Genomic DNA, 19,387 nt, shown 5'->3' on the forward strand with positions numbered 1-19,387 from the left:
CCCGACAGCTGAACGCCTCACCTCTCACACCCCGCGGGGCGTCGCCATCACCGGCGGCGCCCCGCGGGACGTCCCGACCACGAGGTCCCGGATCGTCGGTTCCGTGGGCGCGCCCCCTTCCCGACCCTCGCCCGGGTCGACCGGACACACGGATCGTCCCTGCGTGGCGGAAGATCACCCCAGGTCGAGCGCGGCTCGGGCGTGCTCGTCGGGGAAGAGGCCGTCCCGGGCGACGTGGTCGCGCAGCTCCCGTTCGGTGAGCGGGTGGACGTTCCAGTACCGGCCCCAGTTGTCCTGGTAGTCCAGCGCCGGGTCGTGGCCGGGAAGGGAGTCCAGCGCCAACTGGGCGCCGCGCATGACCTCGTGGAACGAGTGGTGACCGGCCGACAGCGAGGTGGCGATCATGCCGGCCCGGATCAGGCCGAGGTCCAGGTCGATCCCCCACCGGTCCCGCATCCGGGCGGCGTGCACCAGGAAGCGGTACGTCGAACCCGCCGTGCCCGTCAGGACCAGGCCCCCCGTGTCCTCGGACGTCCCTTGGAGGCCGGACGCCATCGCGAGGTCGTACACGGAGGAGGCGGGCATCCAGGTGAGCCCGAGCTCGTTCACCGCGTAGGGGCGCTCGGCCCGGCTCAGCGGCGGGCGTACGTCGTCGGGGTCGGTCTGGACCGCGTGCCGACGGGTGGCGCGGGCGAGCGCCGCCTGCTTCTCCGGTACGGAGAGGGTGTCGTCCAGATTCAACTCCGCCGCCAGCCGCTCCAGTTCGGCGCGGCCCTCCGCCTGGCGGCGGCTGGGCCGCTCCTCCTCGATCACCGGGTTCGGGTCCTCCCTGCCCCCGAGCATCTCCGGCACCAGGTCGCTGGAGATGCCCTGGAACAGGAAGGTCGTCAGCTCCCTCAGGTTGCCGGTCCGCAGCATCTGCTGGAGGACGGGCCTGCTGGTTCCGACCGTTCCGGGCATGCTCGGGTTCTCGCTGCCGAAGGTGTCGAGGGCGCGCGGGTACTGCTGCCGCGCCCGGTCCCACGCGGCGCGCGCCATCTTCCGGAACTCCTCCGTCACCGCCTCGTTCTCGGCGAGGTGTTCGGCCAGTCGGCGCTCGAAGGCGACGGATTCCTCGGCGTACCGGATGCGCGCCCGGACCCATGCGGGGACCGGCACACCCCGGTCGGGGCTGGGCGTCGCGGAGCGGCGGGCGGGGCGGGAGGAGTCCCGGCCGGAAGGGGTGGCAACGGAGGCGGTGGTGTCGGGGCGCGTGGGCGGGGTCCCGGTGGCCGGGTCCGTACCGGCGGGCCGCGGGACCCCGGGGGCGGGCTCCGCGGTCGGTCGGGGCGGCGCGGGCGGTTCGGTGCGGGGCGGCTCTCCGGCGGGCGCGGGGCGGCCCGGTGCGGGTGGCGAGGTGTGCCGGTGGTCATCGATGTCGACGGTCACCAGCCGTCCCCGGTCCGGGTCGGTGGCGCGACGGACCCGCCGGGCGTCCAGGGTGAGTGTGAAGTCGGCGAGCCGGACGTGCGGGCCCGGGGTGCCTTCCTGGAAGGTCCTCAGCAGTCGGCCCAGCCGGTCCGCGAGCGCCTTGCCGACCGCCTCGGCCCGCTTCTGGCCGCCGACCCGGGAGCGGTTGCCGTGTCCGGTGACGGTGACCGCGGGCAGGGGCAGGCCGTTGGCGTGGTTCCACAGGCCGGTGCGGGCCAGGGACAGGGCCAGGGCGTCCAGGTTCTCGTCGGCGTCCGGCGACGGTGTGTGCTGCTGCTCGGCGAACCGTACGGTCCGCTGGTCCGGGCGGAGCGCGTGGCCGTGCAGGGCGACCGTGGTGAGCGGATTGGAGACGGCGGGTGAACGCTCCGACAGCAGCGCCGCGTTGACCTCGTGGGCCGACTCGCCGGGGCGCTTGCTGTAGGCCCGGAAGAACCACTGGTCCTTGTCTTCCCCTACCGGTGCGGCGGACCGCACGGCGTCCCGGGCGCGGGCGCGGGCCTGGTCCACCTCACGCTGGGCCAGGGCGTGTTCGGGACGGTCCTCGGTGAAGTACCACCGCACGTGCTCGGCCTCGTGGACGGCGGCCAGGGCCCGGGCCGTGCGCGCGAACGATTCCAGGCGGGCGACCTCCGCCGGGGCCGCCCCGTCACGCCGGGCGGTCGCGGCGCGGCCTTCCGACTCCTGTGCCAGTCGGTTCAGTCGGGCCTCGTCGTAGCGGTCGAGGTTCTCGTCGACGACCGCGTCGAGCTGGTCGGCCGGGATCGGTGTGCGGGAGTGGGTCTCGTTCTCCAGAGTGATCTGGTGGGTACCGTCCTCGGCGGCCAGCACCACCTGGGCGAAGTGGTACGGGGCGTGCGGACCGACCGGGTCGCCGGGCTTGGCGTGGTTGTGGGTGAACAGCTGGGCGCCGCCGTCGTTCGTGGTGCTGACCGACTGGATCAGATAGCCCTCGCCGACCTCCGCCCAGGCGAACTGGTTGACCCCGGCACGGGCGGCGGCCTGTGTCAACGGTCCGCGCCGCGCGTTGTCCTGGGTGTGGCTGAGTGCTCGACCGTATGCCTCGCCCGGGGTGGGCGCGCCCACCACTCCGCCGGTGAAGCGCGGGTCCCGGCCCGCCTGTCGGACGGCCCAGTCAGGAGTGACCCCGGTGGCCGGGCGGTTGCCGTGGGCGACCTCCGCCAGCGCCTGGGCCAGGTGGTGGGTGCCGGTGACCTCCCGGCCGTGCAGTCCGTTGACCGGGGCCGTGGCGACCGTACCGTCGGGGGCGCGGAAGGCGAGGTGGGAGAGCGGCGCGGCATCCGTCCCGGCGACCATCCGGGCGAAGTCCCGGGTGAAAGCGTGCTCGGAGGCTCCGGAGCCGGTGAGGAACCGGGGCTCCACCCGGAACAGCGGTTCGCCGGGCGTGCCGTCCTCCTGGTCGAGCACCACGCGCACCGACGGATCTGCCTCCAGCCGCACTCCGGCTCCGGCGGCGGCCAGGCGGGCCGAGGAGCGCTCGATCGCCGTACGCGTGGCGTACACCTGCCGGCCCCGGCCGGTGGTGTCGTCCCCGGCCGAGAGCAGCGCGACCGTCCGGTCCTCGGAGATGTGCAGCGGCGGCCGGTCGGCGGCGGGGACGGCCCTCGGAGTCTGGTGGGGCAGGACCAGCGAGGGCCCCTCGGTCCTCTCCGCCGTCCGGACTTCGCCGACCGTCCGGGGCCCGGTCCCGGTGAACAGCACTCCGGTGCCGCTGTCGTCGAGGACCTCGTAGGCGCGGGTGGCCAGAGGGCGGGGGCGCAGCGCGTCGACCCGGCGTTCGAACTGGGCGAGGTCGGCCAGCCGGTCGAACTCGGCGTCGCCGTCGCTGGTGGAGCCGCTGTCGCTCCCGTCGTCGCTGTCGGGGCCGTCGTCGGTGTCACTGTCACCGCTGCCGAGGTCACGGGCGCCGGGCAGTCCGGGCTCCCGCGGTGGCGGGGGCGTGGTCCAGTCCGGCCCGGCTTCCCCGGCCCGCCGGTGCACCACGAGGTGGGCCGCCCCGGTGGTGGGATGGGTGGCGATCTCCGCCGGTCCCAGCGGGTACCAGACCGGGCGCGCTGTCGTGCCGGCCACCAGATCGGCGACCTGTGCGGCGAACGCCGGAGGCAGGGCGAGGACGATGTCCGCGCCGGCCGGCCGCCGGGAGTCGTACGAGATGATCCGGGCCATCTCCTCGGCGTCACGCACCACGAAGGTGCGCCACGGCGTGACGATCTCGACGCCACCGCCCTCCGCCGCCCCGGCCACGAACAGGTACGGCTTGCGCCACTCCGGGCTCTGCACGGCCGCTCGGCCGGAACGCTCGGCGAGGTACGAGTCCGGAGCCGGAAGGCCCCGGTTCGCCCCGGTGAAGTCGCGTCCCGCCGGGCTCCGGTCCGCGTCACGCAACTGGGTCTCCTCGGCGAGGGCGTCCCGCCGGGTCTCGATCTGCCGGTCGACGAAGTAGCCGGCGAGGTCGTCGGCGGTCGCCAGATCGTCCGACGACGCCTCCAGCGCCAGCGCTCCCAGGTCCAGGACGTCCTGGTTGCTCACCCGGGCCCTGAGCGGCAGGTGCAGGACGTGCCGGACGAGGCCGGCCAGCCCGTCGCGGATCGGACGGCCGCCCGCCGCCTCCTCGACCAGCTCGTAGAGGGCTTGGGAGGTCTCCTGGAGCCGGGCGCGCGGAGCCCTGTTCCACTGCGGTCCGAACACCGCCGTCAGCCACTCGGGGTCGGCCTGGATCGGGGGGTCCTCCTCGCCCTCGGAGTCGCCCTCGGAGTCGTAGTCGGAGTCGGTTTCGCTGTCGGACCCGGTGCCGGTGCGGATGCCGGTGCTCTCGTGCGGCTGCGTCAAGGGCTGGGGCCGGGTCCGGGGCTCCGCGCCGGACAGCGTGCTGAGTTCGTACGCCTCTTCCTCCCCGGACAGCCCTGGAAGGTCGCCGTCCGCGGGCGCCTTCGGTGATTCCGGGGCCTCCGGCTTCGGTGTGGGCGTTTTCGGCTTCGGGGCCGGGTCCGGGGCCGGGACCGGGGCCGGGGTCCGGAGGAGCAGCGGTACGAAGTCCCCTCCCCGGCGGCGGAGTCGGAGGTGGGGCGCGTCGGCGGAGGGGCCGGCGTAGGTGTGGGCGGTGCCGTTCTCCTCGATCAGGGTGACCGTGGCGCCGGTCGCCTTCGCCGCCCACTCGGCCACCGCGCGGTCGGCGTCCGGTCCCCACGGGGCGTTGGCGAGGTGGCGGCGCAGCCGGCCGTCGAGGGCGTCCTGGCTGAGGGCGGGAGCGCCCTTTCGGCCCCCGGGCGGCGGGGGCGAGAACAGCGTGTCGCGGTCCGACCGCTCACCGGGGAGGCCGTTCAGGCGCATCAGCTGGGCGGGCGACGCTCCGGCGCGGGTGCGGAGCCGGGCCGCCGCCCGCGGGTCGCGGCCGGGCTGCTGGGCGGCGTGGCGCAGGGCCGTGGAGAGCGCCGCGAAGAAGCCGTTGCCCCGGCCCGCCGGAGCGCCCTGGGTGTAGGTGGCGCTGTCGGGTGCGGTGAGGAGTCCGTCGCGGTCCAGGCGGTAGCGCGGGCCGTCGGCGTCGGCGGGCGGCAGCCAGGGCGGGGTGGCGTGGCTGCGGTGGGCGGGCGGCTTCGGGGCGGTCTCCGTACTTCCTGAGGGTGCGCCGGTGGCCGGCGGGGCGGGCAGCGCGGTGGTGGGAGGCGGCACCGTGCCGGGCGCCAGCACGGCGGAGAAGAAGCCGCCCGCGGCGAAGAGCACCGGGCCCGGGGCCGGGTCGGCGGTCGCCGGGTCGGCGCCGTGCGGGAGGAACATCTGCCGGCGCCCCTCCCCCGTCACCACCGTCACCGGGGTGCCCAGGACCCGTGCCGCGAGTGCGGGCAGCACGTCCACGCCACCGTGGTCGCCCGCCCGGCGCTCGGGCGGGGCCGGGTCTCCGGCGTCCGGGGTCCCCCCCGTGGGTTCGGCCGTGAACGGGCGGTACAGGGCCGCCGTGGCCAGCGCCACCCGTTGTGCCGGGCTCGGCCAGAAGGTCTGCGGAAGCCGGCCGAACGTGTCGAACTCCGCTTGCTGAGCAGCCGTCAGGTCGATTTTGGCGTAGTCCAGTTCGGCCTGGGTGAAGGTGTCCGCCGCGTCCAGGGCCAGACCGTCGAGCAGGTCCTCGTTGCCGTCGTCGGCCAGCGCCCAGGCGAGCCGGTCGCGCACGGCGTCGACGGCCTCGGCGGTGACGGCCGGGTCCCCGGGGTCGGCCGTGAACCGGTCGGCGAGGTCCGCGTCGAGCAGGAAGGGCAGCTTGCCCCGGTTCTGGGCCGTCGTGAGCAGTGCGTGGAAGAACGAGGCCCCGTCGTGCGGTACTTCGTGCACCTCGTGCACCGTGTGCCCGTCCGGCGAGGTGAGGGTGCGCGGGGCGGAGTCGGTGGCGTCGGTGACCGTGTACGGCTCCGGCGCCTCGGAGCGCCAGTCGGGCTCGGTGTACTCCTGCGGCACGTCCTTCACCGGCACCGAGCCGGAACCCTGGTGGTGGGCGGTGAGGCGGGCGGCGGCGAGGTGGAGGCGGTGGTGGTCCTTCGCGGCGGCGTCCAGGCGCTGCTGCCAGCGGCGTACCTCGTCGCGGGCCGCCTGCCAGGCGGTGACGGCCGGGGACTCGGCGAGGGCCCGGGGCAGGACCGTGGTCCGGTCGTCGTCCCCGAGCGCGGCCTGCTCCTCGGGGCTCAGGCCGAGCCAGGTCTCCCGGGTCCTGGCGCGGGCGTCGTAGTAGTTCTTCTCGGCGGTGGCGAGGTCGGCCGCCGCCTTCGCCTGGTCGTCCCAGGCCGTGCGGGCCTCGTCGGGGAAGGTGGTGTCGTCCAGGAGGCCGTAGTCGCGGGCGATGTCCTCGCGGAGCCAGACCAGGGCGGTGGTCCCGGCCTCCACGGCGCGCGGGCCGCGCTCGGGTTTGCCGAGGGCCTGGATCGGGCGGCTGTCGGTGACCCGGTGGTCGACCTCGGCCACCGAGAGCCAGCTGACGGGAACCGCGAAGAGCATGCTGCGGTCGGTGAGGACCTTGACGTGGGTGCCGAGCGTGGTGTCGGTGGCGCCCCTGAGCGCGGTTGCGTCGTTGGCGCCGCCGATCGGGACCGTGGCGCCGGGGTTGGTCACGCCCGCGTTGCTGTTGCCCGCCAGCGGCGACGTACTGACCGCCCCCTCGACGTTGTCGGTGATGCCGGCGTCCAGCGCGTCGCCGGTCTTGCGCCGCTGCATGGCCTCCATGCGCGGCTTGTTCTCCACGGCCAGCAGCCGGGCGCCGGCCCGGTGCATCTTGGCGTAGAGACGGGAGTCGGCGGTGTGGGACTGGCCGAGGAGGCGGGCGGAGGACTGGGTGGGCAGCGGCGAGCCGTCGGCCCCGAGCGCCTCGCGGAAGCCCGCGGTCAGGCCGACCTGGGAGGTGGCCTCCTGCTGGGCCTGGGCCGGGGCGGTACCGAGGCCCGTGAGCGGGGTGTGGCGGGCCATCCGTACGCGTTCGGCGAGCGTGGCGCCCGTGTGCCGCTCGCCGAGATCCAGGTCACCGGGGAAGCCGTCGGCGCGGGCGGTGGCGAGGGTGAGGGCATCCTGCACGTTGGCCGAGCCGAGGATGTCCACGGCGAGGATGCCGGAGCCGATCACATCGTCGAAGGGCAGGATGTCCGGGTCCCGCTCGCCGGTCTCCCGGTCCGTGGTCCGCCAGCGGGCGATGGACTCCGGCCGTGCCTGATCAGCCGTCAGCACGCGGACCGCACGCGTCGGTTCGGGCACATCCTGTTCGGTGAGCACGCCGTCGGCGCCATCGCCGTCCGGGGTGAGCAGGCTCGCCGGGAGGATTTCGTTGAGGCTGCCGACGGGGGCGGTGGCGGTGGGGCCGAGCGGTTTCCCGGACGCGTCCACCAGCGTGGCCGTCAGGGTGTACGTGGTCACGATCTCGGCGTGCGCCTGGGTGGTGGCGATGTTGGGCATCGCCGTACTGCCGACCGCCTCGGTCACGTTGCTCGACCGCTGTTTGGCCGCGGTGCCCTGGAGGGCCGGATTGGCGACCAGTACCCCGCTGCCCGCGGCGCGTTCGCCCGCGCTGAGCGTCGCGTCGGCGCCGCGGTCCTGGGACCGGCCGTCGACGTCGTCGCGGGCGGTGGTGCGGTAGTCCTCCAGCTCGTAACCCGTACGGAGCCGTTCCACGGTGGTGGTGACCGGCGTCAGGGTGAGCCGCAGCTGTCCCGGGCTGCCGCCGACCGGCAGGTGGTGCGGGCTCGTCCAGCTGCGGTAGTGGACCGGCAGCGCCATCCCGTCGGTGGTCAGCTCGTGCACATGGGAGCGGAGGAAGTCCGGTGAGAGGCGCTGGAGCACCTGCTCCCGGTCGTGCGAGGGCACGCCCATCCTCTCCAGCTGCCCCATCAGCTGCTGCGCCACCCGGCTCGCGTCGAGTTGGCCGCTGGGGTGGGAGGGGAAGTGGCGGCGGCGCAGGAAGGGGGGCAGCCGGTAGCCGCCGCCGAGGTTGGCCGGTGTGCGGGTGCCGAGGCCGTCGGGGGCGAGTCCGGCCTCGATGGCGTCCTGCATCGGCAGGTGGAACATCACCGCGTCGCGGATGCGCAGGAGCGCGGCGGCGGCCCGGCGCGGGGAGAGGCCGCGCCCCAGCCGGTCGGAGATCCGGCCGGCCGCGGCGCTGATCCGGCTCCCGGAGCGGGTGCCGACCGCCCCCATCGCGGCTGTCCAGCGGTCCCGTACGGCCACGGTCTCGGCGGCGTCGGCGACCACCAGGTACATCCGCCCGGCGTAGCTGAGGGTGGTGTTGCGGCCCCGGGTGAGGGTCTGGGAAACGCTGCGGCCCTTGCCCCAGGCGTACTGGAGGGCGGTCGAGTACGCACCCACGACCGCCTGTTGACCGGGTGCCTGCTGCACCGGCGTCACGGCGCCCTGGAGTCCGAGGGTGGTCCGGGAGCCGCTGCCGGAGGTGCCGGCGACGCGGTGTTCGTTGCCGATAGTGGCTTCGAGACTGCCCGGCTTCGGGTCGCTCTTGACGCGTACGTTGTCGAGTTCGCCCCGGACCGCCGCCTTGAGGTAGTGGGTCGAGAAGGGGCCCGCGCCGGTGAGCCCGGTGATGCGGGAGCCGAACGGGCCGAGGTACTGGCCGAGTTGCCCGGCGACGCCGAGGTTGGCCATGGCCCGGCGCAGGGCGGTGCGGATCGGGGTGCCGGGCGCGCTGACGTGCCAGGAGGTGCCGGTGGCGCGGTCGGCGGTGTCCTGGACGAGCCGCTGGCGCTGCTCGCCGCCCTCGGCGCTGAGGACCACGTGCGGGGCGCTGAGCAGCTTGTTCACGAGCTGCCGGTCGGACGCGCTTGTCCGGGGCAGGGGCCGTGTGCCGTCGAGGAGTTGGTCCGCGTCGGTGGAGGAGAGGGGACGCGGCACGGGTGCGGGTGCCGGCGCGGGGCCGGTGGCCGGAGGGTCGGCGGGGGCGTGGCGGTCGGAGCCGTGGGCGGCCGGGACGGCCAGCTCGACCCGGCCGACGGTCTCGGTCCCCCGGGTGAACAGCGGGCGCTCCCCGACCTTGCTGACGAAGACGCCCGCGCCCAGCAGCCCCACCGAGACCAGCCGGGTCCAGCCGCGCGGGCGGCGGTGGCCCTCGAAGGTGGCGCCCAACTCCACCTGGTAGCTGTAGAGATCGGCGCCGTTCTGGAAGGTCAGCTGGTCGTGGGCGACCGCGACGGTGTTCTTGGTGGCGCGGGTGCGCGTCTGCGCGTGACGGGCGCCCAGGGAGACGTTGCCCGCCTGGCGGGGCAGTCCGGTGCCGGGGTCCTTGTCGTGGTCGCGCGGCGAGATGCCCAGTTCGACGCCGGCGGAGAGCGTGGTGGACTCCTGCTGCCCCTGGCCGGAGATCTCGGTGCCGATGACGGCGTTGCGCAGCGAGCGTTCGCCGAGGGTGGTCTCGAACCGCCGGTCGCCGAGGCGGGCGCGCAGGATGAGCGTGTGGTGGCCCCGCCGGACCTTGCCGTCCTCGGTGAGGGTGACCGGCACTCCGGTGGTCGTCAGGTCGTCGAGGCTCTGCGCGAGGCTCGGCCGGTTCAGCGCCTCGCGCACCTGGCGCTCGTTGTGCAGGGCGGTCCGCGTGCGCCCGTCCCCGTACCAGAGCTTGGCCAGGTGGGGGTGGCGCAGCATCAGGGGCGGGACGAAGAGCGACGGGTACGCGCGGTGCAACGTGTCCAGGACCGTGTCGGTGAAGGCCTTCAGGGGGTCCTGGGGGGCTGGGGCCGGCCCGGGAGCAGGAGTCGTGGTCGCCGGCGCGGGGGCCGTCGTCGTGGTGGCCGGGGCGGTGGGCCGCTGGTCCGGTACGAATCCCTCGGCGCGGACCTGGCCGCCCAGGTGCACCGGGTCCTGACGGGTGAGGTACCACGGCACCGGCGGCTCGGCGTCCGGGTTCGGGCCGGTCGCTCCGGGCGTACGGCTGTCCCAGCCCGCGAGGCGGCGGGCGTCCTGGGTGGAGTACCAGTCGAGGCTGACCACCCGGACCGGCAGGGCGGCGGAGGCAGGCTGACCGGCCTTGCGCACCATCAGGGTGCGCTCCACCCGGTACAGCGCCATCGGGTGGTTGCGAACGCGGCCGGTCACCTTGCGAGCGGCGTCGGTGCCGAGGTAGTGGCCGCGGCCCGCGCTGAGGTCGGTACGGACCAGGGGGCCGCCCTGGAGGCGTACGTCGGTCTCGGGGCCGACGAGGGTGTAGTTGGGCCCGGCGGTGACCTGGACGCCGAGACGGGTGTCGCGGACGTGGGCGCGCTGGTTCTGGTACGTGGTCTGGGTGAGGTCGCGGACCTCCGCCTTGACGGACTCCGTGACCAGGGTGGCCCGGTGCGGGATCGACCGCTCGACGACCAGATGGCCGAGCGGGTGCTGCCCGCTGCCCCGGGTCAGCTCGGGTCCGCTGACGGGTCCGGCGAACCGTCCGAAGAGACCGAGCAGCCGCCCGGGCCGTACATAGGAGACCAGCGTGCGGTGGGCCGAACTTCCGGGGCGCGCCCCGGAGACGGCGAGCGCGACGTCCTCCGGCGGGTCCGTCAGGTGGAGGGCGGTCGTGTCGGTGATCCGGGGTTCGGCGCCGTCCGGGAAGGTGAGCGTCTCCGGGGCGCGCTTCGGCCCCTTGAAGGGCACGGTGAGGTCGTCCGGCAGCCGCCAGCTCAGCCCGTCCCGCATGGCGAAAGCCGCGGAGTGCACCTGGCCGCGCTGCCAGCGGGGCGTGGCGGCGGGCGGGGTGCCGGGCCCGGGGGTCGTCGGGGCGGGGGTCTCCGGGGCTTCGGTGACCCGCTCGACGCGCACCCGGTAGTGGACGTCGTCCAGGTGCAGGTGGGACCCCTCCCAGGCCCGGTACTCGCTCTGGTGGTACGCCTGGGTGCCCTGGGTGTAGTCGGTCTTCCGGGTCCAGCCCAGCGAGACGCCGATCTTGAGCATCCAGTTGAGCGGCGGCCCCATGCCCAGCGCGGCGGCGACCCGGCGGCCGACGCCGACGCTGCGCCCGCCGCCGGTACCGGCCTGGCCGCGCCGCATGGTGTCCAGCCGGACGGTCGCGCCGCCGACCTCGCCGAAACGCTCCCAGCGGTGGTACGGGACGGCCTCGACGACCATCTCGTGGCCGACCCCGGACTTCTCCCGGCCCACGAAGCGCGCGCCGCGCGGGGCGGTGAAGGCGCCGGGCTGGTCCTTCAGCAGGCGCAGCAGCTCCGCCTCGTCGAACTGGTCACGGAGCCTCTTGGGCAGCTGGTCGAAGACCTCCTTGGCCACCTGTTCGGGCGAGCGCAGGGTGAGGACGCCCAGACCGTTGAGGAGCCCGCTCCTCGGCGTCCCCTCGGTCCGCGCGCCCGGGCCGGTGGAGCCGTCGTCCGGATCGGCGTCCGGGCTGATCAGCACGGTGGGCAGCCGACTGCCGTCGTCGAAGGTGACGGTGCGCGGGGCGGGGCCCGGCGGCCGGGCGTCCTCGCCGGTCAGCAGCCGTGCCGGGCGTTGCCGCTCCAGCTGGGTCTCCAGCGGTACGGGGTCGCCCCGGTCCGGGGTCTCCTCGGCCGGGCTGTCCAGGTCGGTGACCCCGCCCAGGCTCCGCAGCCACTCGCCGAAGACGTCGGGGCCGGCCGGGTCCGGGGTGGCCGGGGCGGGGGCGGGAGGAGGGGTCGCGGTGGTGGCGGGGGCGGGCAGGGACGCCGCCGGGACCAGGGCGTCGAAGTGGTCGGTGCCGTTGTAGGCCACGTGCAGGGTGCCGCTCCGGCCGCCCGGGTTGAGCGGGGTGACGGAGGTGCCCGCCGGGGCCGACCCGTCGGGCCGGACGAGCCGCAGCTCGACGTCGAGGGTGTGCGCCAGCGCGAGCGGGAGGGCGTCGGCGAAGGGCGAGGACCACAGGGCCGGGAGTCCGGCCGCCGCGAGGATCAGCCCATCGGTGCCGAGCCGCCGCGCTTCGGCGGGGGTGGGGGCCACGTCGGCGAGGTGGGAGTAACCGCTGTCCTTCAGGATCCGCCGCCATCGGCGTGCGTCCCCGCCGGTGACGACCGCCTGCTCGATGCGGTCCCAGCGCTGTCCGATCCGCTCCCGCGCCTCCGGGTTCCGCACCCCGGCCAGGGCGGTCATCCGGAGGTCGTCCACGACGGCGAGCACCGGGTCGGGGGTGGCCTCGACATCCGGGGCGAGCAGTTCGGAGCCGGTGAGCCGGTCGCGGAGCAGGCTGCGGAGTCCGGTGACGTTCCGTGCGGCCCAGGGGGGCGGGACGGCCCGGGTGCGCGCGGTGTCGAGGAGCGACCGGAAGAGGCAGTCCCCGTCGGCCCGTGCGGGCAGTCGGCGGAAGGCCTGACCGTCCGCGCGGACGGTGTCCGCGAGGCCCGGCGTCCCGGTGTCCTTGCCGGACAGCTGCATGTCCTCCGCGATGCTCTCCGGGCGGGCGGGCGGCGCGTCCGGGCGGGGCTCGGGGTGGACGAGTACGGCGTGGTCGTTGCCGGGGCTGAACCGGAGCAGTGGTTCGCCGGTCGCGCCTGCGTGGGAGCTGACGATCTTGTCGAAGACCGATTTGTCGAATGCGGTCGGAGGGTGCCAGAACATGTGCGCGCCGTGCACCACGGCCATGTCCTTGGCCCGCATCTCATCGATCAGCGCGTCGTGCGCCGGATGCGAAATCCTCGAACCGTCCGGGGACGACACATCGAACAGGTCATGGTCCCCGGTGATCGGACGCCGCTCACCCCCGCCGTCGAATCCGAACACGATTCCCTCGTGTACGGTGAACTTTCCTTCGGCCTCGTACCGGGCCATCTTCCCGGCCAGCTCATGGAACTCCGTCGACCGCTGGTTGAAGCGGGAGACCACCCGGTCCCACGCATCCACCGGAACCGACCCCTGATCCGGCAGAACCGGTTTGAAGTAGCCGACCAGACCGATGGTTCCAGGATCGGAGCCCAGCAGGACGTCAACCTCGTTGACCGTCTTCGCCTTGATGTCCTGCGGCTTCGGCATCGCCCCCGCATCGAGCCACTTCGGTGCCGACGGATTCGTCGGCCGCACATCCACCACCACATTCCGGTCCCGCGCCACATCACGGAACTTGTCGAAATTCTTCTCCGGAATGCCGTACGTGTGCCGGGCCGTGTAGGAGTCGACCTGTCCTGGCTTGAGCTTCTGCGTCCAGGTGAGGACGGCATGGTCGTTGCCGGGGCTGAACCGGAGCAGCGGTTCTCCGGTCGCGCCTGCGTGGGAGCTGACGATCTTGTCGAAGACCGACTTGTCGAATGCCGTCGGAGGGTTCCAGAACATGTGCGCGCCGTGCACCACGGCCATGTCCTTGGCCCGCATCTCATCGATCAGCGCGTCGTGCGCCGGATGCGAAATCCTCGAACCGTCCGGGGACGACACATCGAACAGATCGTGATCCCCGGTGATCGGACGCCGCTCACCCCCGCCGTCGAATCCGAACACGATTCCCTCGTGCACGGTGAACTTTCCTTCGCCCTCGTACCGGGCCATCTTCCCGGCCAGCTCATGGAATTCCGTCGACCGCTGGTTGAAGCGGGACACCACCCGGTCCCACGCATCCACCGGAACCGACCCCTGATCCGGCAGAACCGGCTGAAAATAGCCGACCAGACCGACATTCCCCGCATCGGCACCCAGCAGGACATCGACCTCATTGACGGTCTTCGCCTTGATGTCCTGCGGCTTCGGCATCGCCCCCGCATCGAGCCACTTCGGCGCCGACGGATTCGTCGGCCGCACATCCACCACCACATTCCGGTCCCGCGCCACATCACGGAACTTGTCGAAATTCTTCTCCGGAATGCCGTACGTGTGCCGCGCCGTGTACGCGTTGACGACGAGGGAGTTCACCGGGAGCGGGGCCGGGGCCGGAGTTCCGTCGGGCCCCGGCGCGTCCTGCTGGACGGGCGGGGCGGGCGGCTCCGGGTGGTGCAGGCGGCGGGCCAGCTCGGCGGTGTCGTCGGGGCCGAGACCCAGTTCGGACAGCGGCAGTGGGGCGTTGGACAGCGACCAGGTGATCTGCGCGGAGCGTGCGTAGGCGAGACCGAGTACGTCGGGCTGCGAGACGAGGGTGTCCGGGGGCAGTTCGGGCGGTGGAGGCGGCAGCAGGGTGTCGAGCGTCGTCGCGGGGGTCGCGCCGGCCCGCACTCCGGCGGCGGCTTCGAGGAACGCCCTGTACTGCCCCGGGGTGGGGCCGGTGGCCGGGTCGACGTTCGTGCCGTTGGTGGCGGTGTGCCAGTCGGTGACCATCCGGTCCAGCAGGTCCGGGGTCATCCGGCCGTCGCCGTACCGGGCGGCGGTGCCCGGATCGTGCCAGCGCAGGCCGTCCACGTAGGCGAGGGCGGCCAGCAACTCCCGGTTTCCCGACTGCTGTTCGGCGTCCGGGCCGAGGGTCTCGCGCAGGGTGCGGATCTGCTGGAGGGTTCGGGCGCGGGCGAAGGCGTCGGCCGGGTCCGGGCCCGCATGCAGTCCGGCGTCGCGCGCCAGGCCGTCCAGGTCGGCCCCGGCGGGCTCCGGGGTGAAGAGCTGCCAACGGCCCGGCCCGTCAGGTCCTTCGCCGAGGACCGCGCGGATATGGCCGTCCCGGTCCTTCGCGGTGCCCGCCTCGGTCGTCGGTGCGTACACCGGGCGCCCGGTCCGGTTCGCCACGTGCTGGGCGACCGGCAGTCCCGCGATCATCGGCTGCTGCCCGGTCTCGCAGGAGAACAGCACCAGCGGACGGTCCTGGTCTCCGTCCTGGGCCCAGGACTTGAGCAGCTCGCCGAGCTGCACACCGCTGACCTTGATGGTGGGGTAGGCGGCGTTGTCCGTCCCGAGGGTGACGGTACGGGGCGTGCCGTGGCCCACGAAGTAGTCGGCGCCCCGCTCGGTGCCGGAGCCGGGGAGCGCGGCCGGAGGGCCGGTGAAGACCGTGCGGGGAGCGGGCGGTGCCTCGGTCGAACCGGGGGACGGGGGCTCGGCCGACGTGGTGCGCACCCCGCGGAAGCTGTTCTGGCCCAGCAGCGCCTCACGGCCGGCGCTCCGTACCGTACCGTCCTCGGCCGGGCTCTGCGAGATGGTCACCGTCTGTACGGCCGCGCCGGGTTGCGGGGCGGACCGCGCCCGCGGCACGAAGCGCCGGAGCTCGCTGAAGGGCACCGTCCTGCTGTCGAGCGTGGTGACGGACGGCTCGGGCGTGGGGGGCGGCGTGCTCGCGTCGTGGTCGGTGCTGCTCGTGGTGACCGGGGCGACCGGCTCGTCGCCCGTGTCGACGACGCTGTCCTGCCTCGACTCCAGGTGCACGTCGGCAGCGGTCTCGCCCTGCGGCGGGAGAGGACTCCCGGTGTCCAGAGCACCGTTGCGGATCAGGGACTCGACCATCTGCGGGACCGAGCGGCCCCCCTGGAACAGGCTGTACATGTTGTCGGGCACGACCGGGCGCAGACCCTGCTCCAGCAGGAGTTTCGGCAGCAGGATCTGCACGTTGGACCGGAGGTTGCCGTCCTGGAACGGGTGGACCACATGCAGCGCCCGGATCGTGCGGACGATGGAGGCGAGCTTGACGGTGTCGTCGGCGTCGGGCTCGGAGACCCGGGCGTAGTGCTGCTGGAAGAGCGTGTCGACGAGGCCGGGGGCCGCGTTCCTGCCGTAATTGGTCGCCAGTGACGGGTTGTTGTGCAGGAACCGGGTCAGGATGGTGACCGGCCGGGGCTTGGGCAGTGGCATGGACCAGTCGCGGCTGGTCGTGTCGTAGACCAGCAGTTGGTCGCCGATGCGCTCGTCGAAGATGTCGTCGGCGAGCGTCTCGCCCCGCAGCGGGAACTGCGTGGCACCGCCGCCGGACCAGCCGATCGTCCGGCCGAGGTGGCTGGTGGCCAGCCCGTGCATGGTCTGGTACGAGGTCGAGTCCATGGGCGTCGCGACGGTGCCGGGGTCGCCGAGGAACCGCGTGTACGCCGACACCATGCCTTGCTGGAATCCCGGCGAGCGGTCGTGATCGTAGTAGGAGCCGGGGTCGTCCGGGAAGGCGTCGAGCGCGGCCTGGTGGTTCTTGGGGTCGATGTAGAAGGTCCACCACTGGTCCTCCGGCAGGAAGTCCCTCAGTGTCCGAGGAGGTCGGTCCTGTGCCGGGTCGGCGGGCCGCACGGTGATCTGCCCGGGCGGGGGCGGAGCCGCCGCAGGTGTGGCGGTGGGGTTTCCGTCGTCTCGGCCCGACTCCAGGTGCAGGTCGGTGGCCGTCTCGGTCCAGGGCCGGGCGTCGGCGGCCGGCTTGGAGGCGGCGGGTACGTCGGTGCCCGTCGTGGGGGTCGTCGATGTGGTGACGGGCTGCGGCTCGATGTCCGGCGCGGTGTCCGGAGGGGGCGTGGCCCCGGAGGGCTTGAGGTCGGCGGACGGCGTCGGGCCGGTGAGGGCCGGAGGCGGCCTCACGTCCGATGCGCTGTCCGAACCGGTGGTGATCACCGGCGGCTTGATGTCCTGGCCGGTCGCAGGGCCGTCGGTGGTGACCTTCGGGTCGACCTCGACCGCGGTCTTCTCCGCGGTGTCGGGCGTGACCGTCGGTGTGTCGTCCGGGCCGGTCCCGCTGGTGACGGGGGTCTGTTCGGCGGATACCACCTTGATCGCGGACGGGTCGGTGTCGCGCTGTTCGGTCTCGGCACCGGCCGGGCTCTCGGGCATCCGCTCACCGGGGGCGGGCACGACCGCGCCGGGCTCGCCGGCCGGTCCCCCCTCCGTGACGGGACGCGGCCCCGGCGAGGCGGACGTCGGCGGCGGCGTCGATGCGGGCGGCGGGGTGGCCGTCGCGGGCGGCGGGGTGGTGGCCGTCGCGACGGGTGGGACGCCGAGGGCATCGGCGAGGGGCAGCAGCACGTTCGCGCCGGGGAACGCCGTGCTCCCCGGCGCGTTCGGGCCCTCGACGTACTCCGGTCCGCCGAGCGGGCGGACCTGCACCGGGGCGCCGGGTCCCTCCCGGGTCAGCTCGAACGCTCCGCGCTCCGGAAGCCCCGTCGTGTCGGTCCCGGTCGGCGGGCCGAGCACGACGGCCCGGTCCGCGCCCGCGCTGTCCAGCAGCGCGGCGGCCTCGGGAGACCCGTCGACCGGCGACGGCGGGGTTTCCGCGACGATCACCGTCAGCGGCGGCTTCTCCGTACGGGAGCCGGGACCGGTGCCGGTGCCGGCGTCCGGGTCGGCAGGGTCCGCGGTGGGCGGGCCGGTGACCGCGTCGCCGGGCGTCCCCCGCGTCGCGGGGCTGTCGCCGATCGCGGGCGCGTCCCCCGTGGTGCCGTCGGTGTCGGCCTCGGCCGGGCCGGGCCTGCCGTTCGGGCCGGGAGCGGTCTCCGTACCGTTCGCACCGGTCTCGCCGGCCGTGTCCGGACCCGTCGGCGCGCCGCTTCCCGGTGGGGGCGTCGGCGTCCCCTCCCCCGCAACCGGTGGGTCCACGGTCACCGGTGTGCCGAGGCTCTCCAGCGCCCGGCGTACCTCGTCGGCGTCGATCTCCGCGGCCGGCCCGTTGCCCGTGGGCACCACCCGTATCTCGGGGTGCTGCGACAGGTTGCCGTACAGGCCGTCGCGTACGCCGATCTCGGCCGGGCCGGGCGGCTGTTCGCCGCGGATGGCGGCAAGGTCGCGCAGCGCCTGCTCGCGCAGCTCGGGCGGTCCCTGGTGGACCTGCTGCCACAGCGCGTCCTCCGCGGCGGTCACCGGCAGCGGGCCCGGGGTGTACGAAGGCGGGTCCACCGGGACGTACGCGGGCGGGTCCTGCGGCGTGTGGAGCGGCGGGCTCTCCGCCAGGTCGGGCCGCGGCGAGGGGCTGCCGGTGTACTCGTCCAGGCCGGTGGCCTCCGGGGAACCGGGCGGGCGAGGTGCTCCGGGCGTGGGGCCGCCGCCGTCCGAGGACTCCGTGCGCGGCCGGCCGCCGGTCCGGTCGGAGCCGTCGCCGCCGCCGGACCGGGCGGGGCCGTCCGTGTCCGCTCCGCCCGAGACGGTGGGCGGCTGATTGCGCAGGTTCTCGATGGCGGTGCGGAGTTCGTTGCCGGTGTTGACGGCGATGTCGGCGAGGCCCCCCTCCACCTTGCTGCTGACCCCCGCCCCGACGAACGTGGTCCAGTTGGAGGAGAAGTCGCCCTCGAACGCGCCCTTGATCAGGATCTCGCCGACGGACTCACCGCCACCGGCCGCCGCGAAGTCGAGGACGCCCTTGAGTCCGTAGTGCCCGGCGAGCGCTCCGGGCCGGTCGGCGTTGTTCTCCAGGAGGCGCTGGTTGCGCCACAGGTCGGGGTTGGAGCGCCAGACGGCGGGGTCGTAGCGGAAGGTGAAAGGCCGGTCGCGGAGGAAGGGCGGCGGGGCGGTGTTCAGGTCGGGCCGCGGGCGGTCGTGGGGGCCGCCGCCGGGGGTCGGGGCCGGCTCGGGGTCCGGCTTCGGGTTCGGCCCCGGTTCGGGGGTCGGCTCCGGGCCGGGCCTGGGTCCCGGCGTCGGTTCGGGGGTCGGCTCCGGGCCGGGCCTGGGTCCCGGCGTCGGTTCGGGGGTCGGCCTGGGTTCGGGCTTGGGCTCCGGGGTCGGGCTGTCCGGGCCGGGTTTGGGAGTCGGGCTGTCCGGGTCCGGCTTCGGAGTCGGGCCGTCCGGGCCGGGCTTCGGGTTCGGGGTGTCGAGCTTCAGGTCGGGGCCGGGATCGGGCTTGTCCTTGAAGAGGGGTCCGTCCTTCAGGAAGTTGGTGTCGTAGCTCTTGACGATGTTCTTCGCCCAGTTCTCGAAGAGGCTGGTGAAGAACCCCGCCGCCGCACCGAAGGCGGCCGCCTTGCCGATGTCGCCCCAGTCGATCCCGTCCGGACGGCGGCCGTCGGGAGCGAAGTTCATCATCGCCAGCCGGACGGCGAAGGTGGTGAACGCCTCCGCCAGCGCCTCGCTCAGAGCGGGCATCAGGTGGAGTCGCTTGAGCAGGTGGCTGAAGAGGGTCAGGAGCACGAACCGGCTGCGCAGCTTCGCCACGAGGATCTGGCTGGCGGAGGCGCCACCGGTGAAGAAGGACAGCGCGAGATAGATCGCGATCTCGATGAGCAGCCGGACGATCTCGGCGATGACCTGCCACTTGGACTCCATGACGTCCATGCCGGTCTTCCGGCGGCCCCGGCCGATCTCGTCGAGCTGCTTGGTGAACTCCAGGAGGTAGTTCTTGCCCTGATCGTCGATGAGGGTGCCCATCGCCTGCTTGTACGAGCTCGACAGCTCGTCCGGCATCGCCTGCGCGATGTCGTGCACCGACTTCTCGATCAGTCCGGACAGCTGCTCGATCTTGCGGGCCATGCCGGTGAAGTTGTACTGGCTCTGATCCGCGAGGTCCTCGTCGATGGTGGTGAGGAACTCCCCGGTCAGCGCGAAGATCATCGCGTTGATCTCCGGCGTGGGCATGATGCTCAAGCGGGGCCGCCCCCGGTGGTGCGCGGGCAGACCGGAGAGGCCGCTCCCC

At 74.0% G+C, this 19,387-nt stretch carries 1 protein-coding gene; it reads right to left on the reverse strand.

All coding sequences use genetic code 11. The features are described 5' to 3' along the window. Positions 1–174: 174 nt before the first annotated feature. The gene (locus OG245_RS00965) at positions 175–19,329 is read right to left on the reverse strand and encodes a hypothetical protein (RefSeq protein ID WP_371627769.1); all 19,155 of its coding nucleotides are present in this window, start codon (positions 19,327–19,329) and stop codon (positions 175–177) included. Positions 19,330–19,387 lie beyond the last annotated feature (58 nt).

The sequence above is a fragment of the Streptomyces sp. NBC_01116 genome (assembly GCF_041435495.1).
Taxonomy (GTDB): Bacteria; Actinomycetota; Actinomycetes; order Streptomycetales; family Streptomycetaceae; genus Streptomyces.

Excerpts from the sequence above, each read along its gene's own strand:
- OG245_RS00965 (WP_371627769.1), bottom strand. The coding sequence starts at position 19,329 with ATGCCCACGCCGGAGATCAACGCGATGATCTTCGCGCTGACCGGGGAG.